Annotated in this window: 26 protein-coding genes; 17 read left to right on the top strand and 9 right to left on the bottom strand. The window is 72.4% G+C overall.

Annotation, left to right across the window (positions count from 1 at the left end; all coding sequences use genetic code 11):
• Window positions 1-326 precede the first annotated feature (326 nt).
• Window positions 327-1,007, bottom strand: coding sequence for a class I SAM-dependent methyltransferase (locus tag ACZ7KX_RS33225; RefSeq protein ID WP_470329712.1), 681 nt, complete (start codon window positions 1,005-1,007; stop codon window positions 327-329).
• A gap of 65 nt (window positions 1,008-1,072) precedes the next feature.
• Here ACZ7KX_RS33225 and ACZ7KX_RS33220 point away from each other — a divergent pair, with 65 nt between their 5' ends.
• The 5 genes from ACZ7KX_RS33220 to ACZ7KX_RS33200 all read left to right on the top strand — a co-directional run bounded on the left by ACZ7KX_RS33220 (window position 1,073) and on the right by ACZ7KX_RS33200 (window position 7,304).
• Window positions 1,073-1,984 (top strand): helix-turn-helix transcriptional regulator, encoded by a 912-nt coding sequence (locus ACZ7KX_RS33220; RefSeq protein WP_470329711.1) that lies wholly within the window; start codon window positions 1,073-1,075, stop codon window positions 1,982-1,984.
• Between the two features lie 323 nt (window positions 1,985-2,307).
• Window positions 2,308-4,749 (top strand): helicase C-terminal domain-containing protein, encoded by a 2,442-nt coding sequence (locus ACZ7KX_RS33215; RefSeq protein ID WP_470329710.1) that lies wholly within the window; start codon window positions 2,308-2,310, stop codon window positions 4,747-4,749.
• 172 nt (window positions 4,750-4,921) lie between these two features.
• Window positions 4,922-5,413 (top strand): DUF2975 domain-containing protein, encoded by a 492-nt coding sequence (locus ACZ7KX_RS33210; RefSeq protein ID WP_470329709.1) that lies wholly within the window; start codon window positions 4,922-4,924, stop codon window positions 5,411-5,413.
• Complete coding sequence (locus ACZ7KX_RS33205; protein WP_470329708.1) at window positions 5,413-5,634, top strand: helix-turn-helix domain-containing protein; 222 nt, start codon at window positions 5,413-5,415, stop codon at window positions 5,632-5,634. Before ACZ7KX_RS33210 ends, ACZ7KX_RS33205 begins: the two co-directional genes overlap by 1 nt.
• A 167-nt stretch (window positions 5,635-5,801) precedes the next feature.
• A complete protein-coding gene (locus ACZ7KX_RS33200) occupies window positions 5,802-7,304 on the top strand; it encodes a serine/threonine-protein kinase (RefSeq protein ID WP_470329707.1) in 1,503 nt (500 codons plus the stop codon).
• Window positions 7,305-7,394: 90 nt separating this feature from the next.
• On the opposite strand, the gene ACZ7KX_RS33195 is transcribed toward ACZ7KX_RS33200, so the two are convergent.
• The 3 genes from ACZ7KX_RS33195 to ACZ7KX_RS33185 form a co-directional block, all read right to left on the bottom strand.
• Window positions 7,395-8,786, bottom strand: coding sequence for an alpha/beta fold hydrolase (locus ACZ7KX_RS33195; protein WP_470329706.1), 1,392 nt, complete (start codon window positions 8,784-8,786; stop codon window positions 7,395-7,397).
• A 318-nt stretch (window positions 8,787-9,104) separates the two neighbouring features.
• Entirely contained in the window at window positions 9,105-9,446 is a 342-nt protein-coding gene (locus ACZ7KX_RS33190) for a hypothetical protein (protein ID WP_470329705.1), read from the bottom strand.
• 168 nt (window positions 9,447-9,614) lie between these two features.
• Window positions 9,615-10,463 (bottom strand): SDR family NAD(P)-dependent oxidoreductase, encoded by an 849-nt coding sequence (locus tag ACZ7KX_RS33185; protein ID WP_470329704.1) that lies wholly within the window; start codon window positions 10,461-10,463, stop codon window positions 9,615-9,617.
• A gap of 104 nt (window positions 10,464-10,567) precedes the next feature.
• Here ACZ7KX_RS33185 and ACZ7KX_RS33180 point away from each other — a divergent pair, with 104 nt between their 5' ends.
• The 4 genes from ACZ7KX_RS33180 (at window position 10,568) to ACZ7KX_RS33165 (ending at window position 13,200) form a co-directional block, all read left to right on the top strand.
• Window positions 10,568-11,179: a CGNR zinc finger domain-containing protein gene (locus tag ACZ7KX_RS33180; protein ID WP_470329703.1), complete on the top strand. Its 612-nt coding sequence runs from the start codon at window positions 10,568-10,570 to the stop codon at window positions 11,177-11,179.
• 136 nt (window positions 11,180-11,315) lie between these two features.
• Window positions 11,316-12,014 carry a TetR/AcrR family transcriptional regulator gene (locus tag ACZ7KX_RS33175; protein ID WP_470329702.1) on the top strand — a complete coding sequence of 233 codons (699 nt, stop codon included), beginning with the start codon at window positions 11,316-11,318 and terminating at the stop codon, window positions 12,012-12,014.
• A gap of 89 nt (window positions 12,015-12,103) precedes the next feature.
• Window positions 12,104-12,763: an FAD-dependent monooxygenase gene (locus ACZ7KX_RS33170; RefSeq protein ID WP_470329701.1), complete on the top strand. Its 660-nt coding sequence runs from the start codon at window positions 12,104-12,106 to the stop codon at window positions 12,761-12,763.
• A gap of 86 nt (window positions 12,764-12,849) precedes the next feature.
• Window positions 12,850-13,200, top strand: a complete 351-nt coding sequence (locus ACZ7KX_RS33165) for a hypothetical protein (RefSeq protein WP_470329700.1) — start codon at window positions 12,850-12,852, stop codon at window positions 13,198-13,200.
• Window positions 13,201-13,381: 181 nt separating this feature from the next.
• Here ACZ7KX_RS33165 and ACZ7KX_RS33160 read toward each other — a convergent pair whose 3' ends face one another.
• Window positions 13,382-13,765, bottom strand: coding sequence for a hypothetical protein (locus ACZ7KX_RS33160; RefSeq protein ID WP_470329699.1), 384 nt, complete (start codon window positions 13,763-13,765; stop codon window positions 13,382-13,384).
• Window positions 13,766-13,978: 213 nt separating this feature from the next.
• Between ACZ7KX_RS33160 and ACZ7KX_RS33155 the strand changes: the two genes are divergently transcribed.
• Window positions 13,979-14,554, top strand: coding sequence for a hypothetical protein (locus ACZ7KX_RS33155; RefSeq protein WP_470329698.1), 576 nt, complete (start codon window positions 13,979-13,981; stop codon window positions 14,552-14,554).
• Between the two features lie 93 nt (window positions 14,555-14,647).
• Here the strand turns inward: ACZ7KX_RS33155 and ACZ7KX_RS33150 are convergent, their stop codons facing one another.
• Window positions 14,648-15,487, bottom strand: a complete 840-nt coding sequence (locus ACZ7KX_RS33150) for an SDR family oxidoreductase (RefSeq protein ID WP_470329697.1) — start codon at window positions 15,485-15,487, stop codon at window positions 14,648-14,650.
• Between the two features lie 93 nt (window positions 15,488-15,580).
• On the opposite strand from ACZ7KX_RS33150, the gene ACZ7KX_RS33145 reads away from it, so the two are divergent.
• The 4 genes from ACZ7KX_RS33145 (at window position 15,581) to ACZ7KX_RS33130 (ending at window position 17,494) form a co-directional block, all read left to right on the top strand.
• Window positions 15,581-15,952: a winged helix-turn-helix transcriptional regulator gene (locus ACZ7KX_RS33145; RefSeq protein ID WP_470329696.1), complete on the top strand. Its 372-nt coding sequence runs from the start codon at window positions 15,581-15,583 to the stop codon at window positions 15,950-15,952.
• A gap of 149 nt (window positions 15,953-16,101) precedes the next feature.
• Entirely contained in the window at window positions 16,102-16,392 is a 291-nt protein-coding gene (locus ACZ7KX_RS33140; RefSeq protein WP_470329717.1) for a hypothetical protein, read from the top strand.
• Window positions 16,389-16,571 (top strand): zinc-binding dehydrogenase, encoded by a 183-nt coding sequence (locus tag ACZ7KX_RS33135; RefSeq protein ID WP_470329695.1) that lies wholly within the window; start codon window positions 16,389-16,391, stop codon window positions 16,569-16,571. The genes ACZ7KX_RS33140 and ACZ7KX_RS33135 overlap by 4 nt, the downstream gene beginning before the upstream one ends.
• Window positions 16,572-16,687: 116 nt before the next feature.
• Complete coding sequence (locus ACZ7KX_RS33130) at window positions 16,688-17,494, top strand: DUF2182 domain-containing protein (protein WP_470329694.1); 807 nt, start codon at window positions 16,688-16,690, stop codon at window positions 17,492-17,494.
• A 55-nt stretch (window positions 17,495-17,549) separates the two neighbouring features.
• Here ACZ7KX_RS33130 and ACZ7KX_RS33125 read toward each other — a convergent pair whose 3' ends face one another.
• Complete coding sequence (locus ACZ7KX_RS33125; RefSeq protein WP_470329693.1) at window positions 17,550-18,062, bottom strand: peptidoglycan DD-metalloendopeptidase family protein; 513 nt, start codon at window positions 18,060-18,062, stop codon at window positions 17,550-17,552.
• A gap of 92 nt (window positions 18,063-18,154) precedes the next feature.
• Window positions 18,155-18,922, bottom strand: a complete 768-nt coding sequence (locus ACZ7KX_RS33120; protein ID WP_470329692.1) for a glycoside hydrolase domain-containing protein — start codon at window positions 18,920-18,922, stop codon at window positions 18,155-18,157.
• A 434-nt stretch (window positions 18,923-19,356) separates the two neighbouring features.
• Between ACZ7KX_RS33120 and ACZ7KX_RS33115 the strand changes: the two genes are divergently transcribed.
• On the top strand, window positions 19,357-19,962 hold the full coding sequence (locus tag ACZ7KX_RS33115; RefSeq protein WP_470329691.1) for a hypothetical protein: 606 nt from the start codon (window positions 19,357-19,359) through the stop codon (window positions 19,960-19,962).
• Window positions 19,963-20,144: 182 nt separating this feature from the next.
• On the opposite strand, the gene ACZ7KX_RS33110 is transcribed toward ACZ7KX_RS33115, so the two are convergent.
• On the bottom strand, window positions 20,145-21,101 hold the full coding sequence (locus tag ACZ7KX_RS33110; protein WP_470329690.1) for a GlxA family transcriptional regulator: 957 nt from the start codon (window positions 21,099-21,101) through the stop codon (window positions 20,145-20,147).
• 209 nt (window positions 21,102-21,310) lie between these two features.
• Between ACZ7KX_RS33110 and ACZ7KX_RS33105 the strand changes: the two genes are divergently transcribed.
• A complete protein-coding gene (locus tag ACZ7KX_RS33105; protein ID WP_470329689.1) occupies window positions 21,311-22,261 on the top strand; it encodes a proline dehydrogenase family protein in 951 nt (316 codons plus the stop codon).
• A gap of 275 nt (window positions 22,262-22,536) precedes the next feature.
• Complete coding sequence (locus ACZ7KX_RS33100) at window positions 22,537-23,808, top strand: alpha/beta hydrolase family protein (protein WP_470329688.1); 1,272 nt, start codon at window positions 22,537-22,539, stop codon at window positions 23,806-23,808.
• The last annotated feature ends 28 nt before the right edge of the window (window positions 23,809-23,836 follow it).

Genomic DNA, 23,836 nt, shown 5'->3' with positions numbered 1-23,836 from the left:
ACCCCCCACAACGACGAACGCCGGTCTCCGAGACAAGTCTCGGAGACCGGCGTCACTCAGCGCAGCCGATCAGTCACATTCGCCAACAGCGTCCGCTCAGCGGCCCGGGCCCTCGCCGTCTCGACCCCAGCTCTTGGGGCTGGCGCAGCGTCGTAGCAGCGGTCACTTTCGTCGGCGAGTGGGGCAACCGGCGAGCTCAAGCCAAGCGCGAACCGCGTCGGCCGCCCCCTTCAGAGGCACCCGCGCTCGCCTGCACAGGACGACTCACGAACGCGACACCTCGGATCGCGAGCACGCTGCTTTGCTCAGCGACGTTGGGTCGGGCCTCAGGCGCGAGTGGCCCGGTAGAAGGTGATCTCTCCCATGACCGGGTGGCGGCGCGCGACGACCGCCTCGCAGGCGAAGCCGGCCTCGGTCAGCAGGCGCTGTGGGCCGCCGCTGGCATTGTCGGCCAAGTGCCCGGCTTTGACCATGCGTTGAGCCATGAAGCCGTGCATGCCGCGCTGCGGCCCGGCGAAGTCCACCACGTGCAGGGACCCACCCGGGCGCAGCACGCGCAGTACCTCTGCTGCCGCCGCCACCTTGGTGTCGCGGTCGAGGTGGTGCAGCATCAGCGCGGACAGCACCCGGTCGAAGGAGCCATCGGGGTAGTGCAACGCCTGCGCGTAGCCGCGTTCGAAATGGATTCCGTCGAGGCCGCGCGCCTTGCGCTGCGCGCGGGCCAGCGCGAGCGGATCGGGGTCGGAGCCGACCACCTCGACGCCCGGGCGGGATCGTTTGGCGAGGACGGCCAGGTTGCCGGTGCCGCAGCCGATCTCGAGCAGTCGCTGGCCCTCGGTGAGGTCGGCCTGCTCGATCAGGGAGCGGTGCAGCCCGGGAACGCCAAGCAGGGCGGTGAACCGGTCGTAGAACGGCAGGAAGGCGTCGCGGCCGGCCGCAGGCAGATAGTCGCGGCGCGCGGCGGTGGCCGAAGCTGTGGTGGGATGATGTTTCGCCATGTCTTCCATGCTGATTCCTCGACTTCCAGGCCAGTTGGCTGTTTCTTGGCTGAAGTAGGACTATCTTCGGCAGCATGACCGAGATGGCGAGGGCGATCCGTCTCCACGCCGGAGTGCCCGTCTACCGGTACCGGACGGACCCGGCGGCACCGCCGGTCTCCGTGCTCCGCTTCGACCCGCACTCGCACCCTGGGCACGACCAGCGCCACATCCACGACTTCCCGGTGCTCGTGTACGTCGAACGCGCCGCGCCGCCGCAACCCGGTGCTCTCGGTGCTCCGGTCGTGGACGGCGACGCCTTCGTGGTCGCCCCGGGCGCGGTAATCCACCCGAGGGCCGTCGCCGCGCTCACGGCGGGGACGGGGTTGTTCTTCGACCCGACCGCTCTCGGCAGCGACGAGCGGTCGGCGTGGCCGTCCTGGCGGGCTCACCCGCTGCTGCTGCCCTTCCTCCACCGGATCCCGGGCGGCCTGCTGCGCGTACAGGTTCCGCCCGCCCGGCGGCCGAGGTGGGCGGCGACCATCGACGCGATCGAAGCGGAGCTCGCCGACCAGCAGGACGGCTACCGGCAAGCCGTGCTCGCGCACCTGACGCTGCTGCTCGTCGACGTCGCCCGACTGGCCACCGATGTGGTCGGCGATCTGCGCCGCAGCAACGAACCGCTGATCGCCGAGGTCTTCGAAGTGATCGAGCAGCGCTTCACCGAACCGCTGTCGCTGCGCGAGGTGGCCGACAGCATCGGGATGACGCCGGGCCACCTGACCACCGTAGTCCGCCGCCGCACCGGCCGGACCGTCGTCGGGTGGATCACCGAGCGCCGCCTCACCGAGGCACGCCGGCTGCTGACTGGCACCGATCTGCCCGTCGCCGAGATCGCCCGCCGCGTGGGCCTGCCTGACCCCGGCTACTTCGCCCGGGTGTTCCGTGCCGGACACGCCGTCACGCCACGCGAGTACCGCGCGGGCTTCACTTCCACCGAGGCATGAGGCCTCTGCACTCTGCTGCGACACGCCGAGGCTCTGGTCTCGTTCACCCCCGTCCGGCCAAGTTCGGCCACCCCCAGCGGTTTCGCTCCGCCGCAGGTCAGAATGGCCACGAACTTCGGCGGACGGGGCCGAGGAGAATCGGAAAGCCCGTTGGGGGCAACCCCTCACGAGCTCGAATCCCGTATCATCCGCCTCCGCCCGCCAGGGCGAACGAGGACCGGGAGCGCTCAGCGGTGCGGGGCTCTCGTCACACTCACCCCCGTCGGTACGTCATCCTGGTGCTCTCGGCCGACTCCGGCAGGGCATGGACGTCTTCCTATGTGGTGAGGTGCCCCATCAGCAAGAAGAGCGGATCGACACTGGCCGCATGGCTGCGCGGTCTGGACGCGGCCGGGTTGGAGCGGGTCCTGGCTGCGCGCCCGGACGCCGTGTCGGCTCCGGAACCGCGGTCGGTCGGTGAACTGGCGGACCGCCTCCAGCGCCCGGGGTCAGTGGCCCTGGTCCTGCCTCGCCTCGCGCTGCCGTGCCTGCAGGTGGCGGAGGCCGTCGCCGCGCTGACGGGCGTGACACGGGACGACCTGGCGGGCCTCCTCGACGCGACGCACGGTGACCGCGCCCACGGGTTGGATGCCGTCCTGGAGACGCTGGCCGATCGCGCTCTGGTGTGGCCCGACGGCAACGGCCTGCTGCACATGGCGGCGCCGCTGCGGAACGCGTGGGACGCGCCGCTGGGGCTCGACGCGCCGCTCGCGCGACTGCTCTCGGGCTCGAACTCCGACGAACTGGGCCGCATGCTGGCGAAACTCGACGTCAAACCTGCCGCCAACAGGAAAGAGATGCGACTGGCGGCACTGATCGACCACCACAGCGATCCGGCTCGGGTCGCCGCACTGGTGGCCAAGGCGCCCGAAGCCACTCGGAAGCTCCTTGAACGGCGGGCGCACGAGGCTCCGGAGCAAGTGGGCTTCATCGTGTTCGGGGCTCCGCGGACCGACTCCAAGCCCGGCGAACAATGGGCGGTGGAACGGGGGCTGCTGATCCGGGACCAGCATCGGTACGGGCCGGCCCGCATGCCCGCGGAGGTGGCGCTCACGCTGCGCGGCTCCGACTGGCACGCCCCGTTCACACCCGTCCCGCCCGGCGTACGGTCGGTGCCCGCCACCGTCTCGGACGTCGACCGGGAAGCCGCAGCCGCCTCGATGGCGTTCGCCGCCCACGCCGTGTCCGTCCTCGGGGTGTGCGCCGCCGCTCCACCGGCCCGGCTGAAGGCCGGCGGGGTCGGCACCCGCGAGCTGGCCAGGATCGGCAAAGCGGCGCGGTGCGACGAGATCCTGGTACGCCTCGTGCTGGAGACGGCGAGCGCGGCCGGACTGCTGGCCCGGGACGGCGACCGGGTCGCGGCGACCGCGTCCTACGACAACTGGGCCGAGCAGGAACCGGCCGCCCAACTCGCCGTGCTGCTCCAGGCGTGGTGGGCGCTCCCGCTGGCCCCCGGCGGGAGCCGCGACGAAGACGGGAAGGCTCTGCCGGCGCTCGCCGGGGCACCGCCCTGCGGAGGCTGCGTGCAGGCCCGGCACGGGCTGCTCACAGCCGCGTCGCAGCTCCCCGCCGGCGAAGGCGCGGCGAACTCGGCGGACCTGGGGGTGCTACTCGTGTGGCTCCGCCCGCTCGTCGACGAACTCCCCCAGGACACCATGCCGTTCGCCACGCTTATCCGGGAGGCGGAACTGCTCGGCGCACTCGCCCTCGGAGCCGTGTCCCCGATCGGGGCCGCCCTGCTCGCCGGCGACGCCGCAGCCCTGACCGACGCCTGTCGGCGACTGCTGCCCGCCGCCAGCGGGACCGCCCGGTTCGGCAGCGATCTCACGGCCGTGGTCGCCGGCACGCCGTCGGCCCACATCCTCGCACTGCTGGACTCCGTCGCGGACCGGGAGACCGCCGGTGCGGCGTCGGTGTGGCGGTTCAGCCCGGGAAGCGTCCGCCGCGCCCTGGACGCCGGCCTCGCCCCCGCCGGCCTCACCGCCGACCTGGCCGCCATCGCCGTCGAACCGCTTCCCCAGCCGCTCTCGTACCTGATCCACGACACCGCGCGCAGCCACGGTCGGATGCGCGTCGTCTCCGCGGCCTGTGTGATTCACGGCGAGGAGCCCGCCCTCCTGGCCGAACTGGCCGCGCACCGCAAGCTCGCCCAGCTCGGCCTGCGGCTGCTGGCACCGACGGTGCTGATCAGCCGCACCCCACTGGACAAGACGCTCACGGCACTGCGGTCCGCGGGCTACGCCCCCGTCGCCGAGAAACCCGACGGGACCGTGCGGATCGAACGGGCCCAGCACCACCGCGCGGCGAGCCCCGTTCCGTCCCCGCGCCTGCCCGGCGGCAGGTCCCGCACGCAGCGGACGGACGCCCGCACCGCGAACGAGGGAGCGCCCGTCGATCTGCGCGCCCTCGCCACCCGGCTTCGGGGCGCCCCGCAGGACATCCCGGAGCCCGACCCTTGGGACGGTCGCCCCTACGACAGTGACACCGAGGAGATCATCGCCGGGTACGCGCGCAATCTACCCTTCACCGACGTCCGCCAGCTGGCCCATGCCGTCAACGACGGCCGGACCATCACGATCGAGTACGTCGCGACCTCGGGCAACGCGACGGTCCGCACCCTCAGCAAGCTCGAACTGGATGCCCCCTACCTCCGCGCCTGGTGCCACCTGCGGGACGACGAGCGCGTGTTCACCATCTCGCGCATCCACGGGGTAATGCCCGCGTAGCCCGCCGAACGAGGAGGGGACCTTCAGCGCCCCGGTCTCGTTCGTAGTCCCGTTCACCGACGTACAGCACGGTTCATCCGCAGCTCTGTGTGTCCGGTGGCGGTGCTCGCGACCTTGCCTCACCTATCGATATTCGATAGCTTTCCATCGTAAATCGATGCAAGGATGGGTCATGGGAAAGCTGGCAGTGCGCGCGCTGCGCGCCGTGCTCGTGGTGGTGCTCACGGGCACCGTGTTCGTGCAGGCATTGATGGTGTGGACGTTGGTCACCGGGAATGATCCGGAGGACGGGTCGATCCCGCTGACCCCGCTGCGCGTGATCACGATCCTGGGCATCGGGGCGGCCCAGGTCACCATGGTCTGCGTCTGGCGACTGGTGACGATGGTGCGACGCGGAACCGTGTTCTCCCACGCCGCCTTCCGGTACGTGGACGTCATCATCGGCGCGATCGCTTCGATCGCGGTCCTGTGGCTCGCGGTCACGGCCGTGAACGCGCCCGGTCAGCGGGACGACCCGGGCGTCACCCTCATCATGGGCGGGATCGCCGTGGCCATCCTGGGAGTTGCGCTCATCGTGCTCGTGCTGCGGATGCTGCTCGCCCAGGCCGTCGCCCGTGATGCCGAAGCGGCGCTGATGCAGGCCGAGCTGGACGAGGTCATCTGATGCCGATCGCCGTCGACATCGACGTGATGCTGGCCAGGCGGAAGATGTCCGTGGGCGAACTCGCCGACCGCGTGGGGATCACGCCCGCCAACCTGGCGGTCCTCAAGAACGGCCGCGCCAAGGCGGTGCGCTTCGCGACGCTCGCCGCGCTCTGCGAGGTGCTCGGGTGCCAGCCGGGCGACCTGCTCCGCTGGGAGGCCGAGGACACCGCGGGCGAGTGAACCGTGCGGCCGGCCCGTGAGCAGGTCGGCCGGCGCCGCCCGCCCGTCGGCACTGATGACGCCGAGGTGGCATGTGTTCCGCCGGCACCGCGAGCCGAGCCATGTGGCCTCGAAACCTGTGCCGATGCCCTACTGTTTACCCGATCTCACAAGGGGCGGGGGGTCCGATGCAGGGCGTGCTGGTCGGCGAGCGCTACCGGATGGCCGAGCTTCTCGGCGCGGGCGGCATGGGTGCGGTGTGGAGTGCCCATGACGTCCGGCTGGAGCGGGACGTCGCCGTCAAGCTCGTCCTGCCGCGCTTCGACGGTGAGGACGGCGCCGCGGCGCAGGCGCGCTTCGAGCGGGAGGTGCGGATCACCGCGCGGCTCCGTCATCCGAACATCGTGGGTGTCCACGACTGCGGGACCCACCAGGATGCCGGGCGGTCCGTGCCCTTCGTGGTCATGGACCTCCTGCCCGGGAAGTCGCTCGACGCGGTGCTGAAGTCCGGTCGGCGCCCGGGCGTCGGGCAGGTCGTGGACTGGGGCGGGCAGGTCTGCCGGGCGCTGGCCGCAGCGCACCACGAGGGTGTCGTGCACCGTGACATCAAGCCGGCCAACCTCTTCCTGACCCGACGTGCCGACGGCACGGAGGCCGTCGTCGTCCTGGACTTCGGCATCGCCGCCTACCTGCAGGGGGACCACACCCGGCTGACCGCCGACGGTCACATGATCGGCACCGCCGCCTACATGGCCCCCGAGCAGGCCATGGGCGAGAGCGTCGACGGCCGCGCTGACCTGTACGCGCTCGGTTGTGTGCTGTACGAACTCCTCACCGGTGCACCACCGTTCGGCACGCGGAGGCACCCGCACGTCCTCGCGGCCGCCCACGTCGACGAGGCGCCGGTTCCGCCGCGGCAGCACCGGCCCGACCTGCCCGGCGGCCTCGACCGGTTACTTCTCCAGCTCCTGGCGAAGAGCCCGGACGGGCGCCCCGCGTCGGCGCTCGCGGTCGCCGACGCGCTCGGGGGCGTCACCCATCACCGGCCGGTGACCGCGTACGCCGCCCCGCCCGTCACCGACACCAGGCTCGCCACCGCCATCGAGGGTCGGCTGCCCACCGCCGGAGAGCTGACCGCCGCCTACGACCTGGCCAACGCCACGGCCCGGGAGGGCCGCCACGGGGAGGCGGCGGCGCTGCTGGAGCGGGTGGCGGCGGACCGGGCCCGGGTGCTGGGCGCCGACCATCCGGACACCGTCAACGCCCGGCACAACCATGCGTACAACCTGGGCGAGGCGGGATGGTTCCAGGAGGCAGCGGGCCTGCTGGAGGGGGTGGCGGCGGACCGGGCGCGCGTGCTGGGCCGCGACCATCCGCACACGCTGACCGCCCGGCACAACCACGCCTACTACCTGGGCGAGGCGGGGCGGCGGGCCGAGGCGGCGGTGCTGCTTGGGGCGGTGGCGGCCGATCGGGCGCGCGTGCTGGGCCGCGACCATCCGCACACGCTGACCGCCCGGCACAACCACGCGCACAACCTGGGCGAGGCCGGGCGGTACGCGGAGGCGGCCGGACTGCTGGAGGGGGTGGCGGCCGATCGGGCGCGCGTCCTGGGGGCGTCCCACCGGCTGACGGTCATGTCCAGGCGGAGCCAGGCGGTCTACGCCGGGAAGATCCTGCGGTTCGGCTGACCTGCGGTTCGGCTGACTCTCGGCCCGGCTGACCCGCGGCCCGGCCGCCACGGTGGGTTCGGCCCCAGGGGGCTTTCCGTCGGCTTCCGCCTACTTGAGCAGGAAGTCGTAGACCGCCTGCCGTCCGGCCGGGTTCGCCGCCCGGTTCTGCACCGAGTGCGCGGCCCCGGGCACGATCACGATCGTCGGGTCGTGTGCCGACTCGGCCTGCTGGTACAGCCATTCGTACGGAGTGGCCAGGTCCCGGTCCCCGCCGAGCAGCAGGACCGGCACGTCGGGCAGCTCGCGGTGTGCCGGCGGGATGGGCGGCACCGGCTCGCGGGGCCAGTCCAGGCAGACCAGCAGGCTGCCGAGCCCGGTGGCGGTCGCGGCGTCGTACGGCCAGGTCTGCTCGGCGGTCAGCCGCTGCCGGGTGCGCTCCAGCGCCGCCGCGCGCCCCGCGACGGGGGTGTCGGCGGTGCCCCACGGGAAGTGCGAGTCGGCACACAGGGCGGCGGAGTGCAGCCCCTGGCTGAGCTCCTCGGCCGGGGCGGAGTCGACCTCCCGGTGGATGACCGCGAAGAACTCCTGGAGCTTCGCGGGCTGCCCGGCGGCGGCCTCGTGCAGGATCTCGGGGACACCACCGTAGTCCGGGTCGATGAACTCGTAGCCGGTGAGCGCGCTCAGGATCTGCGCCCCGTTGCCGTACCGCCGGACGGTGGCGGCGAGGTCGGCGGCCGGGTCGGTGGTGCAGCCGGTGGCCCGGCAGGCGGCCCGCAGGACGCGGGCGGTGGCGGGCAGCGCGGCCAGGTCGAGCGGGTCGAAGCCCTGCGGCGGGGCCACCGAGTCGAGCACCAGGCGGGCCACGTGTGCCGGGTGGGCGAGGGCGTAGCGCTTGGCGACGACTGTGCCGTAGGAGACGCCGTCGAGGGTGAGGCGCCGGTCGCCGAGGGCGTGGCGCAGCAGGTCGATGTCGGCGACGGTGTCCGCGGTGCTGTAGTAGCGGGCGTTGGGGCCGAGGGCGGCGGCGCAGTCGGCGACGGACTGCCGGCGCGGCACGGCGAGGTCGGAGGAGCCCATGTCCTCCTGGAGCCCCGGGCACTGGAGCGCGCCGCGGCCGGTGCCGCGCTGGTCGTACATGACCAGGCGGTAGTCCTTGAGGACGGGTTCGAGCTTGCTCGCGATCCGCTTCATCGACGGGACGCCGGGCTGGCCGGGGCCGCCGGTGAGGAACAGCAGGTTGCCCTTGGGAGCTTTGGTGTTGCCGGTGACGGCAACCACGAGGTCGAGGGTGCCGGGGGTGGCACCGCTGTGGTCGAGCGGGACGGTGAGGGTCCCGCAGGTGAACTCGGGCGCGTCCGGACAGGGAGCCTGCCCGGTGATCCCGCCGCCGAGCCGGGCCGGTTCGGCGGCCGCCGGGAGGGCGGGAGTGGCCAGGGTGGTGCCGGCGACCACCGCGACGGCTCCCAGCAGTGCGGCGACGCGGCCACGTGTGCTCGTCATGTTCGTCCTTCCGCTCAGGCCGCGTCCGTGCTGACACGGACGGGGTCACGGCCACGGAAGTAGCCTGCGCCACGGGGTACTTCGAGGGCGAGCGCGCGGGCAGGATTCGACCGGGAACGAACCCGTCAGGACCCGAATGGCGGTGCCGACGGCTCGCGGTCGGCATGGACGGCCCGGCTGACACCTCGGCTCGCCTGGGCTGAAACTCCCCCCACGTCAGGTGGGGGAGGGGAGGGGAGGGAAGGGACGCGGCACGGCAGTCCGGCCACCGGCGGAACGTCTCGTGCAGGGGGGCAGGGCCGGGCTCCGGCGCGCTCGCTACGGGACCGCCCGGCCCCGTTCGTCGGGCCAGCCGGGCCGCCACCTCGCCAGGTACTCGTCGAAGTCACCGGTCACGAACCGCGGATCCACCGCCTTGAGGCGGACCTGCTGCCGCTCGTCCGCCCACCACAGCTCGAACTCCGTGACCGTCCCCACGGCCGGCCAGCGGTCGGCTTCCACCGGCAGCAGCCGGCAGTCCACGAAGCCGCCGACCGGGAGGCCGATGTCGACGAAGACGCCGATGGCGCCCGGGTTCGGCACGAGGGTCACCGTCCCCTGGAAGCGCTGCCCGAAGCGGAGGTCCCGGCGGATGCAGTCCCATTCATCGGTGGTCAGCATCCCGGCATCGTTCCACAGGGCCACCCGCCGGCGCACCGGAGCAGGCGTCCGGACGGCATCCGTCGCGGCACGACGTCGGCCGTCGGGGCCGACCTCCACCCCGGGGGCGGACCGCGTCGCCGCGGGGGCCTCGGCCGTCGGCGCCGAGGCCCCCTGCGGGGCCTGAGGTTACCTGTCGACGGCGACGGTCACGCCGTTCCAGTCGTCCAGGTCCGCGGTGCGGGCCTCCAGGGCGGTGCGCATGCCGGTGGCGCTGGAGGTGCCGAGGGCCAGGCGCAGCGGGGGGTTGGGGCTGTCGACCGCGGCTCGGATGCCTTCGGCGATCCGGGCTGCGGAGGAGAACGCGGTTGCGGGCAGTTCTCCGATGCCCTTCTGGACCTCGCGGACGGTCCGGTCGTAGTCGTCGAGGCCGGCGGCGACGTCGAGGTTGGCCAGGAAGGGGGTGGCGGTCATTCCGGGCTGGATGATCGTGACCTTGATGCCGAGCGGGGCGACCTCGGCCACCAGGGCGTCCGACAGTCCCTCGACCGCGTACTTGGTCGCGGCCAGCAGCCCCACACCGGGGTGGGCGGACTGCCCGTAGACGGACGAGCCCTGGAGGATGTGTCCGGATCGCTGGGCGCGGAGGACCGGAAGCGTCGCGCGGAGCACGTTGAGCACGCCGAAGACGTTGGTGTCGAACACGGCGCGGACCTGCGGGTCGGAGGCTTCCTCGACGGCTCCGAAGAGTCCGTAGCCGGCGTTGTTGGCGACCACGTCGATGCGGCCGAAGCGCGAGAGCGTGCGCTCCACCGCTTCCCGGACGGCCTGCTCGTCCCGCACGTCTGCAGGGATGAGGAGCAGGCGGTCGCCGTGCGCTTCGGTCAGTTCGTCCAGGGGAGCGGTGTCGCGGGCGAGTGCCGAGACGACGTCGCCGTTCTCCAGTGCCAGGAGGGTCAGTTCGTGGCCGATGCCGGACGTCGCGCCGGTGATGAGCCAGGTGCGGGGGCTGGTCTGCTGGTTCGGTGTTCCGTTCATGTTGCGACCGTAAGCGGTTAGCTCATAACGAGTCAACCGGGGCGGCGCTCTGCGTTGCCTGTTAGGCGGCTTAGTACCTCTTCTTGCTGAGGTACGATGGCGGGATGAGCAGCGCTGCAGCCGGATCTGCGAAACCCAGCCCGCGCACCGTCATGCCGGAAGTCGAGACCGTGCTCGCGTTCGTCAACACGCGCGCGGACGGAGGCGGACGGCGAGAACTGTTCGGCGACGGGCACTCGTTCGCGGCGTGGCTCGCGGAGCACGACGAGTTCGGCGGCGAGACCGTGGTGACCGACGCCGACGCCGCGGCCGCACGCGAGCTGCGTGACGCCCTGGTGACCCTGCTGCTCGCGCACTCGGGCGACGGGGCGAGCCAGGGCGAGCCGCTCCGGCATGCCGAGCAGCACCTGCGCCGTGCCGGTGCGCTCTACCCGCTGGCGACGGTGGTCACAGCCGGTGGTGTCGAGCTGGCATCGCCGCAGGCAGGGGTGCCACGGGTGTTCGGGACCGTACTGGCCGCGGTGACGACCTTCGCGCAGACCGGCGACTGGGGGCGCATCAAGGCGTGCCGCAACCCCCCGTGCCATTTCGGTTTCTTCGACCGCACCCGCAACGGGGCGGGGCTCTACTGCAGTACCGGCTGCGGCTCCCAGGTGTCCATGCGCAACTACCGCCGACGCCAGCGCCGGGAGGACGAGGCGTCGCCCGAGGTGTGAGGCCTCGGCTCCACGGGTGGCCACCCTCCGAGGCGTGGCCACCCGTGTGAGCTTGCCGGGCCCCGAGGTGCGCCGTTTCCACGATGGAACGTTGCTCCAAGTTGGCTCAGCGCTCCAATCGTGTCATATTCGAGGCATGCCGACACGAGCGCGCCGGACCCAGCGGCGTAACCAGGTGCTCTCCCGGGAGCAGATCATCGACACCGCGATCGACCTCCTCGATGCCGGCGGCGAAGGCGCCCTGACCGTCCGGGCGATGACCGACCGTCTGGCCACCGGATCAGGGGCGATCTACTACCACGTCGGCAACCGGGACGAACTGCTGGACACGGCGACGGAGACCGTCATCACCGCGGCTCTGGCGACCGGGCCCGCCGGGGCGCAGGCCGGACCCGAGGACGAGATCCGCGTCGTCGCACTGGCCCTGTTCGACGCCGTCGCCGAACACCACTGGCTCGCCACGCGGTTGACCCTCCAGATCATCCGCAACCCCGTCGGCCCGGTGACGGTGGGGATCTTCGAACGGCTCGGCCGGCCGGTGGGCGCCCTGGGCGTCCCCCGAGCCCGTTGGTTCGACGCCGCCTCGACGCTCGTGCACTACATCCTCGGCGCGATCAGCCAGAACGCCCGCGTCGAGGGGGGCACTTCGGGCGTCGACCCGGGTGCGGACCGCGAGGAGTTCTTCGACGCCGCCTCACGGGCGTGGCAGGGCCTCGACGCCGAGTCCCACCCGTTCATGCACGCCATCGCGGGCCAGATGAGGGAGCACGACGACCGCGAACAGTTCCTCACCGGCGTCGCCGTCGTCCTCGACGGCCTCACCCGCCTGCGCTGACCCCGCTCCACCGGGCCGGGCCGGGCGGGGTCGAGTCGGGCGGGGCCGGGCCGGGCAGCCAACTGGACTTCCCCGACGGGAGATTGCTCATGTACGACACAATGATCGCGGGCGCCGGACCGGTCGGCCTGTTCCTGGCCGGCGAACTGGCCCTGTCCGGCTGCTCGGTCCTGATCACCGAACGGGACCGGGAACCCACCTCGCCGCTGAAGGCACTCCCGCTCGGCCTGCGGGGCCTGAACGCCGGCTCGGCCGAGGCGTTCCACCGCCGTGGCCTGCTCGAAGAGATGACGGAGGCCTCCGGCGTCGACGGGAAGGCGGTCGGCGCGGACCCCGACGCGAGTGGCCCGCCCGCTCCCCGCAGCGTGTCCCACTTCGCGGGCATGGGCCTGGACGCGGGTGGCATCGACGCGTCCGCTCTGCCGTTCCGGCTGCCCGGCCCGGCGACGGAAGGGTTCATGACGAGCCTGGAAGCCTTTCGGGTTCTTCATCGCCACGGAGTTCACCGCCGTCACCACGGACGGCTTCGGACCGGCGGAGATCGCCCGCGCCGCGGCGACCGCCGGCGCCACCCGGATCGTCCCGGCGACCGGCGAGACCACCCGGCCGACGGTGCACACCTACCGCTGTGCGCTGGCGCTGGCCGAACTGCTGCGTACGGAGCCGGTGGTCCTCCCCGGCGGCCACAACGGGAACACCGCCTTCCCGCGCGCCACCGCGCGAACGCTGAAGGCCGTTCTCGGTGTTGACCGTCGCCACCCCTGACAGCACCGCCCGCCCCTGACAGCACCGCCGCCCCTGACAGCAGCCCGACGCGGAGGTTAGAGTGCGGAGCATGCCGCTCGTCGAAGTGACCTACGCGCCCACGGTGCCCGAAACCCTCCTGCGCGAGCTGGGCTCGGTGCTGCCGCACCTGGTCTCCCTGGCCGTGGAGTGCCCCGAGGAGCCGTACGACGGCGATCTGCAGCCCGGGGACGTCGAGATCCGCTTCCGGGCGCTGAGCCCGCTGGACCGCAGCGGCCTGCCGGTGGTGATCGAGATCAAGTCGAAGTGGACCGCGGACAGGGAAGCCAACCGCCAGGAGCGCGTGGACACGCTCCACGCGGAACTGCGCGCCGCGACCGGACTCGTCGACTTCGGCGTCTACCTGTCGATGCCGACCGCCGCCTGGTCCCAGGGGGACTGACCGCCCGGCGCGGCTCGGCCGGGGTGCTGTCACCCCAGGCCGTCCCGGCCGGCCGGCCGAGAACAGGGACTTGTCGGTGGCGGTTCGCAGGATGCCGGCGCGTGGGCCGAGGGACACGTGCGGACGGGCGCCGCACTCCGACGCCGTGAAACGCACCGAGCGGCAGGGACGGGCCCGTTCGTCAGCGGATCGAGTCAGGGCGGAACGATTCGATCCAGGAGGCGAAGTCCGCGGACTCGACGTCGAAGTCCTCGGGGCCCAGATCGCCGAGGTCCGACGAGTACACGGCGGAGTACGGGTCATCGGCACGCAGGAGGAACCCGCGGCCACCGCTGTCGTCGCCGATGAGGACAAAACCCGGTGCGTACTGCGCGACTTCGTAGGTGGTGTTGCGTTCGCCGATGCACCCGGCTGCGTAGACGAGCACACCGGCATCCGTCATCAGGCCGTCCGTCACGGCCCACAGAGCCACCAGCGGAGCCGGAAGGCAAGGCTCGACGTCGGCCCGTGCGCGCGCCACATCGGCCGACGTGGCCGCCGTCGACCCATGATCCGACTCCGCCATGGCGACGTCACCCCCTCCGCCCTGCCGGACACGCAGATCCGGGAACCCGAAGCAGCCTCGGCTGCCGCAATACACACGGGAACGGACACTGCCACCGGGCCCGCTCCCGGGCAAGCCACTCCCACCGTCAGGCCGTGGCCCTGGCCCCGGGCCGACTCCCACCGCTCCGCCGTGGGGCCTGCGGTGTCGGAGGGCGTGGCTACCCTGCCGGGCATGGGATACACCACGGAGTTCACCGGTCGGATCGCGGTGGAACCGCCGCTCGACGAACAGGAGATCGGCTACCTGCGGAGGTTCGCCGGCACCAGGCGCATGGACCGTGACAGCGGTCCCTACTTCGTCGACGGCACCGGCTACGCGGGACAGGGCCGTGATGCGGACATCCGCGAGTTCAACACGCCCCCGGCGGGCCAGCCCGGCCTGTGGTGCAGTTGGGAACCCACCGATGACGGGGCCGCGATCGAATGGAACCGGCGGGAGAAGTTCTACGACTCCGCCGAGTGGATGCGCTACCTGGTCGACCACTTCCTGAAGCCCGGCGCCCATGCCCGAGGCGAGCCCGGGTTCGAGGAGTTCACCTTCGACCACGTGCTCAACGGGGTGATCGACGCACAGGGCGAGGAGTCCTGGGACACCTGGCAGCTGATGGTGCGTGACAACGAGGTGACTGTGTCCGGGCCCGTGGAACCCGAGACGGCGTGGCTCTGCGGGGGCTGCCTTGAGGTGATCGCTGATGAGGAGACCGTCTGCTGCGCGGGTTCGGAGGCGGTGCCGGCGGACGTCGAGTAGTCGAGGCGAGTGGTCGAGGCGACGCGCCCGGCCGGCAGCCTCGTGCGGCCGCAGTCGCACGAGGCTGCCGGGGTGGTGCGGTGGCGCGGCGCCTCAGCGGAACGCGGCGATGTTGCGGGCGACCCAGTCGTCGAAGGGGCGCGGGGCGCGGCCGAGGACTCGTTCCGCGTCCGGGCTGATCCGCAGTTCGGCCGGGTTCGGGGCGGAGATGATGTCCAGGGTGTCGTCGGCGAGTTCCGCCGGTACGTGCCGGGTCATCATGGCCTTGGCCTCGCCGCGGGTGAGTTCGTGGAACCGTACGGGGGAGCCGAGCGCGGCGGCGATCGCCTCCGCCTGCTGACGCGGCGTGATCACCTTCGGCCCGGTCAGCTCGTACACCCCGCCGGTGTGCCGCTCGTCCAGCAGGCAGGCCGCCGCGACCGCGGCGATGTCCGCCGGGTCGATGACCGGCACCCCGACGTCGCCGAAGGGCGCGGCGACCGTCCCCTGCGTGCGGACGGACTCCGCCCAGGCCAGGGCGTTGGAGGCGAAGCCGCCCGGTCGCAGGACGGTCCAGTCCGGGCCGGTGTCCCGCAACGCGTCCTCCACCGCGCGCATCGCGACCCGCGACGGGCCGAGCGGCCTGGTCGCCACGCCCTGCGAGGACAGCAGGACGATCCGGCGGACCCCGCGGGCCGCGGCCAGGGCGATGATGTCGGCCGGCCTGGCTCCGGGGGCGTGCAGGTCGCCGGACAGCAGCAGGAACAGCGCCCGCGCCCCGTCCAACGCGGGTGTCAGGCTCGTCGGGTCGGCCAGGTCGGCCGCCACGTGCCGGACGCCGTCCGGCACCGGCACCGCGTGCCGCGACACCGCCGTCACCTGCTCGCCGGCCTCGGCCAGGGCCTGCGTCAGAGGCCGGCCCACGTTCCCGGTAGCCCCGGTCACCACGATCACGTTCAGCTCCTCGTCGGTTGTGTGCTGAGGCAGCTGACGCTAGGGAGTCAGGCTTACTTTTCGTAAGAACGTACCAAAAGGTAAGCTACGAACATGAGGGAAGGCGCGCAGCTGAAGCAGGCCGGGGCGGGCGAGCGGTATGAGGTGTTTCACACCGACTGCCCCGCGCGCGGCACGGTCGACCACGTGACCAGCAAGTGGGGGGTGTGGGTGCTGATCTCCCTGCGGAGCAACGACCTTCGGTTCCACGAACTGCGCGACAGCATCCGGGGCATCAGCGAGAAGATGCTCACCCAGACCCTGCGCGCGCTGGTCCAGGACGGCCTGCTCCGGCGGGAGGTGGAGCCGACCACGCCGCCCCAGGTCACCTACGGGCTGTCCGAGTTCGGTCGGGACGTCAGCGAGCCGCTGACGGACCTGCTCGACCGGATCACGCAGCGCCTGCCACCGGGCAGCCCGGGGTAGTGCGGTCCTGGCAGGAGGTCCGGGCCGGCCTGCCGAAGATCCCTTGAACGGCCGATGCCGGGCGACGGTGCCGCCTGTGATGCCGGTCCTGGCGGCGCGGGCCTTCGGAACGGCCCCGCCCGTGCCACGGAAGCGAGGGCGATGGCCCGATGAGCACGATGCGCGCGGTACGGGCCCACCGGCGCGGAGGCCCCGAGCAACTGGTCCACGTGAGCGCGCCGCGTCCCGAACCGGGGCCCGGTGAGGTCGTCGTCGCGGAGCCGGGCCGGCACGTCCTCGTCCACGGCGGCGCCGGAGGCGTCGGCTCCTTCGCCGTCCAGATCGCGGCCGCCCTGGGCGCCCGGGTCACCGCGACCGCCTCGGCCCGCGACGCCGACTTCGTGGCCGGCCTCGGCGCGTCGAGCCGGACCGCGACGGGCTCGACTCCATCAGCGAGTTGATCACGAGCGGACGGCTGCGGCCCCGGGTCGACCGGGTCGTTCCCCTCGCGCGGACCCGCGCCGCGGACGAGGCGCTGGAGAAGGAACACCGGCGCGGCAAGGTCGTCATCGAGGTCGCGGACGGCCGGCCGACCGCAGCTCGGGGGCGTCCGGCCGGGGCGCCGGGCGCCGGGTGGTGAGGCCCTCGGGCGGCCGGAGTCCGCGGGCGGCCCGGCTGCCGGTCGCGGTGGCCGGCGGCGGGAGTGTCGCGGGGCCGGGATCCGTGCTGTGCTGGAAGGGTCCGAGGGAGTGCGTCATGCGTACGATTCAGCGGCCGATCACCAACGACCACCCGTTGCGGCCGGGGGTGCTGCTGCCGGCCCGGGAGCTCGCCGTCGCCTGGTCACTCATCGTCCTCATCGCTGTCCTGGCCTGGGTGCTCACCGTGGGCCAGGCCCTGGACATGGGCATCGGGCCCGGCACGATGGGGATGGCGCTGCCGCTGTTCCTGGCCCTGTGGCTGGCGATGATGGCCGCGATGATGCTGCCCTCCGTCGCACCCGTCGCGGTGACCTGGGCCAAGGGGATCGCCCGGCAGTCCAGCGGCGCCACCCGGGCGCTCCGCACCACCGAGTTCATCGCCGGCTATCTGATCGCCTGGACGGTGTTCGGCCTGGTCGCCTACGGTGCGCTCGCCGTCACCGGCGACCTGGTCGACCGGGATCCGGACGCGGGGAAGTGGATCGGCGCGGCCGCCTTCGCCCTGGCCGGCCTGTACCAGCTGGGTCCGCTCAAGAACGTCTGCCTGCGGCACTGCCGCAGTCCGATCGGCCAGCTGTTGCACTACGCCTCGTACCGGCCGCGGATGCGCGACCTGCGGGTGGGGCTGCACCACGGCGCGTACTGCGTCGGCTGCTGCTGGGCACTGATGATCGCGCTGATCCCGCTGGGCGTCATGAACATCGCGGCGATGGCGGGACTGGCGGTGCTGATCTTCCTGGAGAAGCTCTGGTACCGGGGGCCGCAGCTCGCCCGGGTGGCCGGCGTCGCCTTCCTGGGGATGGCCGCGCTGGCGCCCTTCCAGGACTGGCTGCTGCCCGGTCTGCAGCCGACGATGATGTAGTCGGCTGCTGCGGCCGGGCCGGGCCGGGCCGGGCCGGGCGAGGACGTCGGGACGTTCACTTGTGGGTCGGGGGCGTGCCGTCCTGCATGAAGGTCACGGTGGTCACCTCGTCGGTGTTCGCGGTGTCCAGGAAGAGCTGGTACAGGTCCACGCCCTGGTAGGTGCCGTTGATGATCTCGACCAGCGCCAGGTGGAGGTGCGCCGCGGTCGAGGCGACCTTGTGGACCGTGCCCAGGTAGTCGCCTCTGCTGATCGAGGATCCGACCGCCAGGCCGGACGGAACGGCGGTGAGGTGGGTGTAGAAGCCGCCCATCAGATCGTTCGGTGCCCGCATGAACAGTTCGGCACCGTACACCTTCGGCGTGTCCTGGGCTGGGTCGTGCGGCTTGTACTTGGTGATGTGAGCGTCGAAGGCGGCGTAGACGTCCGTTCCGCCGGGCGCCGCCAGGTCCATGCCGAACTGGATGTACCAGTGCGGCGGTTGGTGGTCGCCCGTGTTGGGGCCTCCGAGGCCGCCGGTGCAGCCCGAGGGGAACGGATCGGACATGTCGATGTCGAACGCGGGCATGGAACTGTTCCTCTCGCCTCTACGGCCCGGGGCACCTGTACGGTCCGGGCGGGCACGGAACCGTCGGTGCCGACGGGAGGGCGGGCCCCGGTTCAGTGGGCGCCGTGGCGCGGTCCGCTGTGTTCGAGCTGCCGCTTGCGTCGGCGGGTGGCCTTCCGGTCCGTGTGGTCGGGGTGGGACGGGTCCAGGCAGGTGGCCGAGTCGAGGTCGACCTGCTGGAGGTGCTTGGGCGTTGCGGAGTCGGTCCAGTTGAGGTTGACGGATCCGCTGAGGCTCATCCGGTACTGCCAGACGAGTGCGCCGGCGAAGCCGGAGTTGGCCGGGTCGGGAGGGTTCTCGGTGGCGAGGTCGATCTGGCTCGGCCCGGCGTCGACGGGGTGGAAGACCCAGACCGGGATGGTGCCCACCTCGGCGGTGATCTGAGCGGCGGTCTGGGAGAACGAGCAGTACACGCCGGGGTTGTAACTGGTGTCAGCGGTAACGGAGTTGGCCCAGGCGGCGACATAGGCGAGGTGGTCCGGGGTGAGCCGCCCCCCGATCTCGACGTCGAGGTAGACGACCGCGCCGGGAGCCAGGCCGGCAGTCTGGCCGAGGCTTTCGGTGGTCTGCGCGTCCACTGTGCCCTGGGCCGCCGTGAGCACGTGGGATCCCGGGCCGCCCGGGGCCTGCTGGCCGACGAAGACCGGGGCCAGGCCCCAGCCCATGCCGGTCAGGGTGGGTACGGCCGACATCCACGAGGTGTTGGGGTGACTCGGGGCCGGGGCGAGGTAGGCGGCGGCGAAGGCCAGCGGGGTGTTGTCCCAGAGGGACTGCATGACGGCGTCGCCCGGGTAGTCGGATCGATCGAATCCGAGATGCATGATCAACAACTCGATTGCAAGGAGTGATTCGGCGGGATGCGCGGATCGGCCGCAACGGCGATCGGTCGCAACCGCAGTACCGACCGGCGCGGAACCCCGTCAGCCGGCTACCGCGTGAGAGTGGACGACCCGGCCGTGGCGCGGGCTCCACCCGTCCCGTTCCTGGAGACCCGGGTGCACACAGGGACCCGAGGCCGACTCGATTCTAGTCGCATTCGCCCGCAAAGTCGCTCCCCCGACTGACGGTCCGACACGCAACCGTGCAGCCGACGAAGGTGATTTCACAGAGCGTCACGACTGACCGGCGCCCAGGACGGCGAGGCTTCCGGCCGACGGGCGGAGCGGTGGCCGCTCGCATCGCCACGGGCGCGTCGGGCGGGGAGACTGGCCGGAGGGGGATGCCACGGAAGTACCCGCAAGGACGGGAGATGGTCATGCGAAAGAGTTCACTCGCCGTGCTGTCGCTCGCGGCGGCCGGTGCGCTGGCGGCCGGGGTGTGCGCGGTGCCGGCACAGGCACAGACGCCGCCACCGGTCGTCAGCGTGCAGAGCCCGGGCACGTCACCGTCGGTGAACGCGGCACTGGCGCTCAAGGCCGTCCAACGGCTGTTCCCGGAGGTCACCCGGGTCGCCAGCATCGGTCCGGACAGCACCGCCGTCGGTCGGCCCACGGCCACCATCGCCGTCGTGCTCGCCGACCCGACCGGAACCAAGAAGGTCACGCTCTCCGTCGACGTCTACGACAGCTCCTCCGCCGCAGCGGCCGCCTTCCGGCAGGCCGCCCGAACCAGCCGCGCCGTCCCGGGCTTCACCCCGCTGACCACGCCGCGCCTCGGCACGGCGACCACCGGCGGCACGGTCACCATGGGAGGCGAGACGCACATCGGCATCGGCGTCCTGGACGGGAACCACCTCGTCGGGGCGACCATCGCCGGCTTCGACGCCACACCGGCCAACGCCGCCCGCCTCATCGCCCTCGTCCGCGTCCAACTCGCCGCTGTCGACGCAGCCCTGGGCGCCGCCACGTCGGCCGCACGGTAGCCGATCCGAGGGGCCGCGGGCCCGCCCAGGGGCAATCCCGGCCGGGGACGACCCGCCCGGGGACAACCCCGCCCAGGGCGCCCGCGCGCCCCTTCAGGGTTCCTGATGGCACGTCAGGTCCCGACCCGACGCCGAAGGCCCGCGCTGACGCGCGGGCCCCGCGGCCGGCGAGAGGCAGGAAGTCAGCTGCCGGGCGGGGCTCCGAAAGTACGCCGGTAGGCCTGCGGCGTCGTGCCGAGGCGCCGGGCGAAGTGGTGGCGGAGGGTGTCGATGCTGCCGAAGCCCGCGCGGTGGGCGACGACGGTGACCGGCTCGTCCGTGGTTTCCAGGTGATGCTGGGCCAGCAGGACGCGCTGCCCGGTGAGCCATTGCAACGGGGTGGTCCCGGTCTCCTGCAGGAAGCGGCGGGCGAAGGTCCGTGGGGAGAGATGGGCGTGGCGGGCCATCGCGTCGACGGTCAGGTCCTGGTCGAGGTTGGCTTCGATCCAGGCCAGGACGGGAGCAAGGGATCCGGTCCCGTGCCGGGGGAGGGGGCGTTCGCGGTACTGGCGCTGGCCACCGTCGCGGTGCGGGGGCGCGACCATCCGGCGGGCGATCGCGTTGGCGACGCTGCTGCCGTGTTCCCTGCGGACCAGATGGAGGCAGGTGTCGACGCCGGCGGCGGTGCCGGCGCCGGTGATGACCGGGTCCTCGTCGACGTAGAGCACGTCCGACTCGACCCGGGCGTTCGGGTGGCGGCGGGCGAGTTCGTCGGTGTAGCGCCAGTGGGTGGTGCAGCGCCGCCCGTCCAGCAGCCCCGCCTCGCCGAGCAGGAAGGCCCCGGTGCAGATGCTCAGGACGCGGGCGCCGCGTGCGACGGCGGTCCGTAGCTCCTCGGCCAGGTGGTCCGGTTGCCGCGCGTGCAGGTCGTAGGCCGGGACGCAGACGAGGTCCGCCGAGGCCAGCCGCTCCAGGCCGTGCCGGGTCCGCACCTCGAAGCCGTGCCGCATCGGCACGCTGTCGCCGGTTGCCGAGACGAGAGCGAAGTCGTAGCCGGGGAGCGCATCGTCGGTGCGGTCGATGCCGAAGACCTCGCAGAACACCCCCAACTCGAAGGCGTGGGCGCCGGGGAGGGCCAGGACGGCGACATCGCGGAGCACGGGCTCCCGCTCTCCTCTCACGACGGTGGCAGGAACTTCAGCATATCCGTCGTTTCTGCCACTCCCGGCGGGTGCCCCGCCCTGGAAGGCTCGCAAGCGTTTCCCCCACCACGCGAACGGCCAGGCAGCGGATGAGCACGCAAACCCACACGAACACCCACACCCACGCGAACACCCACACGCACACGCACACCCACGCGGAAACCGACATGCACACCCACACCACCGACGCCGCCCTCTCCGCACGGACGGCCCAGGCCCTGCGCACACTGGCGCTCGACGAGGACCTGAAGTGGCGCATCCCCGGCGACCCCGTTCTCGGCCCCCTGGCCCGCAAGGTCGCCCGTCGGTACGTGGCCGGTGAAAGCCTCCCGGACGCCCTGGACCGCACACAGCAGATCCTGGCCGCCGGCCACCGGGTGAGCGTCGAGTACCTGGGCGAGAGCTGCCGCGACCCGCAGCGCGCCACCGAAGAGACCGACACGTTCCTCGCCGCCGCCCGGGTCCTGCCGCCCGACTGCTCGATCTCCCTCGACCTCTCCCACGTCGGCCTCGCCGTCGACGCCGAGCTCGCCCTGGCCAACGCCACCCGCATCGCCCGGGCCACCGCCGCCACCGGGCGGGAGATGATGATCTCGGCCGAAGGCTCCGACCGTACCGACGCGGTGCTGGCGCTGCACCGCACGCTGTGCGAGCGCTTCGACCACGTGGGCGTCACCGTCCAGGCGCGCCTGCACCGCACCGCGGACGATCTGCCGGAACTGCTCACCCGTCCCGGCCGCATCCGCCTGGTCAAGGGCGCCTTCCTCGAACCCGAGAGCATCGCCCACCGGCGGGAAGCCCCGGAACTGGCCGCTGCCTACCTGACGTACGCGGAGCAGCTGGCCGACTCGGGCCACCTGTGCTCCTTCGCCACCCACGACCGGGAACTGATCGACCGCATCGACCACCACATCGGCCGGAGGAACCAGGACGGCGCCCCCTGGGAGTTCGAGACCCTCCTCGGCCTCGGGGTCGACCGCCTCGACGCCATGGCCGAACGCGGCCACCCCACCCGCGAGTACGTCGTCTTCGGTACGGAATGGTGGCTCTACGTCTGCAACCGGCTCGCCGAAGACCCGCAGCGCCTGCTCCGGGCCCTCGTCGACGCGGCGGCGTGAGCCCGATCCGGGCGAACGTCCACCGTGCGCTGTCCGCGAGCCGATCCGGTACGAGCTGCCGGCCCGACCCCTTCCGCCGGCCCGACCCCTTCCGCCGGCCTGACTCCTTCCGCCGGCCGCGCGGTTGCCGCAGGCTCCTTCGGGACCGGTCGCCGCCGTCATACCGCAGTGCTACAGGAGGACTTGGCACCCCGGTATGACGGTTTCCGTTCCTCCTCGCCCGTACCGTCGCCCGTGGTGAAAGCGACGACGGAACCCCACGAGGAGGAACGGCGATGAACAGGCGAGGACGGGTCGTGGCGGCGGTGCTGCTGGCGGCGACGGTGACACTGGGAGCGGCCGGCGCACCGGGCGCGGTGGCGGCACCGGGCCGGGGCACCGAGCAGCAGGCCGGGGCCCGGCTGCCGCAGCCGACCGGGCCGTACCCGGTCGGCACGACGTCCCTTCGGCTCACGGACGACACCCGGGACGATCCCTGGAAGCCCGGGCAGCACCGCACACTGATGATCAGCTTCTGGTACCCGACCACCCGGCCCGCCACCGGCGACGACCGCGCGCCGTACATGGACCCCGCCGCCGCCGACCACTTCGGCAGCGCCGGGAGCGTCGCCCAGAGCGACTACGGCTTCGAACCCGGCCGCACCGACTGGGCGGGCATCCGCACCCACGCCCGCACCGACGCGCCCGCCCTCCCCGGCGGCAAACGACCCGTCGTGCTGTACTCGGCGGGCTTCGGTGACCCGCGCACCTGGGGCACCGGCCTGGTGGAGGACCTCGCCTCACGCGGCTACGTCGTCGTCACCGTCGACCACACCTACGACGCCTCCGAGGTCGCCTTCCCCGACGGGGACCTCGCCACCTCCGTCTTCCCCGCGCTGATGGCCCAGCCCGGCCTCGACATCGGCGCCCTCCTGCGCAAGACGCTGCAGACCAGGGTCGACGACACCCGCTTCGTCCTGGACCGGCTCGCCGGGCTGCGCCACGACAAGCAGCTGCCGGCCGGCCTCGCCGCAAGCCTCGACCTCGACCGGATCGGCATGGTCGGCCACTCCGGGGGCGGCTCCACGGCCCTCCAGACCATGCACGACGATCCGCGCCTCAAGGTCGGCGTCAACCTCGACGGCCAGCTGCACTTCCCCGGCCCGGACGGCACCGGAGTCCACCTGCCCACCGTCGCCGAGGACGGCCTGACCCGTCCCTTCCTGCTCATGGGCACCCAGAACCCCGACTCCGGCAGCTACCACCAGCAGCCCGGCTGGGACGCCCTGTGGCAGCACAGCACCGGCTGGCACGCCGATGTCACCCTCACCGGCTCCCGCCACAGCTCCTACACCGACGCTCAGTCCCTGCTGCCCCAGCTCGCCCGCCAGGGCGCGATCAGCGGGGACAAGCTGACCGAGGACGTCGGCGACGTCCGCCCGGACCGCGCGGTGCTCGCCACCCGCTCGTACGTCGCGTCGTTCTTCGACCGCTGGCTGCGCGGCCAGGACGACCACCTCCTGGACGGCCCGTCGCCGCGCTTCCCCGAAGTGGTCTACGAGCGGTAGTGCGCATGGGGAGACGCGCGTGACGGCC

The organism is Kitasatospora sp. NPDC038210 (genome assembly GCF_055600605.1).
This window is presented reverse-complemented; position numbering and strand designations above follow the sequence as displayed.

What these genes read in the sequence shown, in the direction of transcription:
- ACZ7KX_RS33170 (WP_470329701.1), top strand. Translation starts at nt 12,104, where the DNA reads ATGTACGACACAATGATCGCGGGCGCCGGACCGGTCGGCCTGTTCCTG.
- ACZ7KX_RS33165 (WP_470329700.1), top strand. Translation starts at nt 12,850, where the DNA reads ATGCCGCTCGTCGAAGTGACCTACGCGCCCACGGTGCCCGAAACCCTC.
- ACZ7KX_RS33115 (WP_470329691.1), top strand. Translation starts at nt 19,357, where the DNA reads ATGCGAAAGAGTTCACTCGCCGTGCTGTCGCTCGCGGCGGCCGGTGCG.
- ACZ7KX_RS33155 (WP_470329698.1), top strand. Translation starts at nt 13,979, where the DNA reads ATGGGATACACCACGGAGTTCACCGGTCGGATCGCGGTGGAACCGCCG.
- ACZ7KX_RS33175 (WP_470329702.1), top strand. Translation starts at nt 11,316, where the DNA reads ATGCCGACACGAGCGCGCCGGACCCAGCGGCGTAACCAGGTGCTCTCC.
- ACZ7KX_RS33225 (WP_470329712.1), bottom strand. Translation starts at nt 1,007, where the DNA reads ATGGAAGACATGGCGAAACATCATCCCACCACAGCTTCGGCCACCGCC.
- ACZ7KX_RS33120 (WP_470329692.1), bottom strand. Translation starts at nt 18,922, where the DNA reads ATGCATCTCGGATTCGATCGATCCGACTACCCGGGCGACGCCGTCATG.
- ACZ7KX_RS33190 (WP_470329705.1), bottom strand. Translation starts at nt 9,446, where the DNA reads ATGCTGACCACCGATGAATGGGACTGCATCCGCCGGGACCTCCGCTTC.
- ACZ7KX_RS33200 (WP_470329707.1), top strand. Translation starts at nt 5,802, where the DNA reads ATGCAGGGCGTGCTGGTCGGCGAGCGCTACCGGATGGCCGAGCTTCTC.
- ACZ7KX_RS33195 (WP_470329706.1), bottom strand. Translation starts at nt 8,786, where the DNA reads ATGACGAGCACACGTGGCCGCGTCGCCGCACTGCTGGGAGCCGTCGCG.
- ACZ7KX_RS33210 (WP_470329709.1), top strand. Translation starts at nt 4,922, where the DNA reads ATGGGAAAGCTGGCAGTGCGCGCGCTGCGCGCCGTGCTCGTGGTGGTG.
- ACZ7KX_RS33140 (WP_470329717.1), top strand. Translation starts at nt 16,102, where the DNA reads ATGAGCACGATGCGCGCGGTACGGGCCCACCGGCGCGGAGGCCCCGAG.
- ACZ7KX_RS33100 (WP_470329688.1), top strand. Translation starts at nt 22,537, where the DNA reads ATGAACAGGCGAGGACGGGTCGTGGCGGCGGTGCTGCTGGCGGCGACG.
- ACZ7KX_RS33125 (WP_470329693.1), bottom strand. Translation starts at nt 18,062, where the DNA reads ATGCCCGCGTTCGACATCGACATGTCCGATCCGTTCCCCTCGGGCTGC.
- ACZ7KX_RS33185 (WP_470329704.1), bottom strand. Translation starts at nt 10,463, where the DNA reads ATGAACGGAACACCGAACCAGCAGACCAGCCCCCGCACCTGGCTCATC.
- ACZ7KX_RS33180 (WP_470329703.1), top strand. Translation starts at nt 10,568, where the DNA reads ATGAGCAGCGCTGCAGCCGGATCTGCGAAACCCAGCCCGCGCACCGTC.
- ACZ7KX_RS33145 (WP_470329696.1), top strand. Translation starts at nt 15,581, where the DNA reads ATGAGGGAAGGCGCGCAGCTGAAGCAGGCCGGGGCGGGCGAGCGGTAT.
- ACZ7KX_RS33160 (WP_470329699.1), bottom strand. Translation starts at nt 13,765, where the DNA reads ATGGCGGAGTCGGATCATGGGTCGACGGCGGCCACGTCGGCCGATGTG.
- ACZ7KX_RS33105 (WP_470329689.1), top strand. Translation starts at nt 21,311, where the DNA reads ATGCACACCCACACCACCGACGCCGCCCTCTCCGCACGGACGGCCCAG.
- ACZ7KX_RS33205 (WP_470329708.1), top strand. Translation starts at nt 5,413, where the DNA reads ATGCCGATCGCCGTCGACATCGACGTGATGCTGGCCAGGCGGAAGATG.
- ACZ7KX_RS33130 (WP_470329694.1), top strand. Translation starts at nt 16,688, where the DNA reads ATGCGTACGATTCAGCGGCCGATCACCAACGACCACCCGTTGCGGCCG.
- ACZ7KX_RS33220 (WP_470329711.1), top strand. Translation starts at nt 1,073, where the DNA reads ATGACCGAGATGGCGAGGGCGATCCGTCTCCACGCCGGAGTGCCCGTC.